This window comes from Belliella aquatica (assembly GCF_014637795.1).
Classification (GTDB): Bacteria; Bacteroidota; Bacteroidia; order Cytophagales; family Cyclobacteriaceae; genus Belliella; species Belliella aquatica.
In genome coordinates this window covers 229928-232711 of the sequence record NZ_BMFD01000004.1, presented here as the reverse complement: position 1 = coordinate 232711, position 2784 = coordinate 229928, and the positions used below count along the sequence as shown (strand labels likewise).

At 35.7% G+C, this 2784-nt stretch carries 3 protein-coding genes; all 3 read right to left on the bottom strand.

Annotated features, from left to right (window positions below; genetic code table 11):
* Positions 1-514 precede the first annotated feature (514 nt).
* Complete coding sequence (locus tag IEV57_RS07700) at positions 515-886, bottom strand: helix-turn-helix domain-containing protein (RefSeq protein WP_188441338.1); 372 nt, start codon at positions 884-886, stop codon at positions 515-517.
* Positions 887-952: 66 nt separating this feature from the next.
* The gene (locus tag IEV57_RS07695) at positions 953-2230 is read right to left on the bottom strand and encodes a hypothetical protein (RefSeq protein WP_188441336.1); all 1278 of its coding nucleotides are present in this window, start codon (positions 2228-2230) and stop codon (positions 953-955) included.
* 1 nt (position 2231) lies between these two features.
* Positions 2232-2784 (bottom strand): HEPN domain-containing protein (locus IEV57_RS07690; RefSeq protein ID WP_229744265.1); only part of this gene is annotated, 553 nt, incomplete at its 5' end.

The following is a 2784-nucleotide window of genomic DNA, read 5'->3' as shown; positions in this document are numbered from 1 at the left end:
AGAGAATCTGTTTTGAGATGCATATATTATATTCTCTTACTTTTTTGCCCCGAAATAATCGGGACAGGCTTTGATCAAAAAAGTAACAAAAAAATCAAGTTGGGAAAATCCTTCAACCCGCAAAAGGCCACCGCCCGCCCGGTTCCCCAACATTCCCACCCGCATCAGAAGGTTTGAGTGAAATTAAAAGGTTTTTCTTTAAACAAGATTAGGACTAGATGGTCACTCCTAAAACCATATAAAGAGATATTTTTTAATTTTACCAAGATTCAAATAGTATTATTTTTATAATTGAAATTACAGGGTCTAGTCACGGGGTCTACGTATCCCCTACGTTACCCTAACGTTGATACTAGACTGCTACTACGTTGGTACTAGGGAGCAGGGGAAAGAAGGGAGGAATTAGGAGGGATGAAGGATGAAAAATGGCGAAGAAAAAGGGGTTAATTGGTTATTTGGTTAAATGGTTAATTAGGTAACTGAGGTAATGAATGAAGGAAATGACAATTGAATTTTATTTGTTAGCTATTAAAATTTCTTTGATGGATTCATTTAGGGTTAGAATGGATTGTAGTATTTGATGCAGGGTTTTATTGTGGTCTTCGCTTTTATTTGAGTCTTTCTCGAAACTGGGGATTATTGGATCTTGATTTAGATTTTGGAGGAGTTGTTCAGGGTTAGAAACTAGCAAGTGAAGTGGATTTACTTTTAGAAACTCAGAGATGTTTTGGATGAGGTCAATGGTGATTTTTGTCTCCCCTCTTTCATATTTGGTATATGCCGCTTCCTTTAAACCTAAATGAAAGGCTACTTCAAAGGCTTTTTTCTGTCTCAATTTACGGAAGAGAGAGATATTTTTTCCTACTGTTTGATTGTCCAGGATCATAAAACCAGAATTTCTATGCTCTTCCTTGATCTATTTAGATAATGTTTTCTAGAATAATCATTAAACTCAAGCCTCTATAATTTCATAACGTTCTGCCAAACTATTCATGAAATCTTCAAAGGCACCTTTATAGTGGGGCTTTAAAACAGCCATTTTATACTGAGTCCTTGCGAAAAAAGAAGATACTAAGTAATCGTCAAAACTCCCCAATAGGTACTTTTTTAGCCAGTTTGTTTTTGGCCTTATAAAAAAAGCAAGGTTTGGGTACTGAGGGATATTTAATTTCCCGTTTATCTTGAAGCGTAATTCTATTTTATAATATTCTCCTTTATCAATTCTTTTTATAACTAAATGTGGTGTCTCTTTCTTGAACTCACATGGTCTCATCCAAGACCTACTTGGTTTTCCATTGACATTTCTTAATCCTCTTGTATGGAAGAAATAAGTATGCTTTTGTGATAGTATGAGTTCATAAGCTTGCTGCCATAATTTGAAAAGTTGTTTCCCATTTTCTAGCTCCTCTTCATTTGCAACAAATATATCCTGCCAATCTGAGTTGCTTAATGGTGCCAATTCTCGCATTTTGAAGCAGATTCTTGAGAGTTCTTTTTGAGTTTGACTTAAAATCAATTCATTGCTATCAGTCTCACTTAAATGAAAACAAGTGAAATTCTTTATTCTCTCTCTGTCTTTGGAAAGTAATCCATGGAAGGGGACTAAAAATGGATAATGATTTGAATGGTATGAAGACAAGTGAGTATCTGCTAAACAAAATCCAATGGCATAGTCAGTATCTGGAAGATCATCCAGAGAAATTTTATTGTACGTTTTTGCTTCTTGCGTTTGCAGCTTCGTTTGTAATATGAGTAAGTCGTCACCAGGCTTATAAAAAGTTGGATATTTGGGTCTTAATTCTATATCGAACCCCCTCCTATCATTTGTGATTTTGAAATATTTACTGCTTCCTGTCATTTGATCAAAAAAGTTCGGCCAATAAAACTTCTTGAAGCAAGCCTTGTCCTCATAATTCATGTGCTTAAGCAGTGTGAAGTAAGCATAGCGACTTAGGTAATTTTGATCAGTATCAAAATTACAGCTTACTAGAAGTTCCTTCTCTGTAACTTTCAAATAAACCAGCTTTTTAGGTTCATCTGGCAACTTCACTGAGAGTGTTAGGACCTCATTTTTGAAGTGTAATTTCGATGTCTCAATACGGTAATAGTAAGGAGGTTTTCTAAATTTTGAATTGGCATTGAGGATTTCTTCGCTGAGGCAATGAGTCCCTTCATCAAATGGCAGTCTGAAGAATTTCTTCTCATCGATTGTTTGAATCTGCTTTTCCATATCATGCTGTTTTTTCTGTTACGAGATTTAATTCAGTGGGCTTTACTTCAAATTTTTTGATCCTATTTTTGCACATCAATTCTGTCAATTCAATAAAAGATGAAACATTTTCACATAGTTCTTCTGCATCTTTTTGGGAGACAGTGAATTCAGAGGCGTATCTAGCTTTGCCATAACTTTTAATGAGGATATCGAATTGTCTTCGGCGAGCATGCATTTCTCCTATCAGGAGCTTATAGGGTTCGTCGGAAAAGCTTCTGCATAATCCCAATAGTCGGTTAAGGTTATGAAATTCTGATCTGTAATCGATATGCACTATGATCAGCGTAATGCAGGCCTGCTCCACAGCCTGATGCAGCAAAAAAGCAGTTATGTTGTTGTTGCCCTTACGGAGACTTTCCTTCGCACAGTCAAAAAATCCTTTAGCCAAAGAAATCCGATGGGAAAAATGTTTTTCAGCTTTTACTAATGCTTTAGATGGGTTGAATTTTGGAATGGACTGATCATTAATATACCCGGTCTTTGAATACAAGTATTTTCCCTTTGACAATACA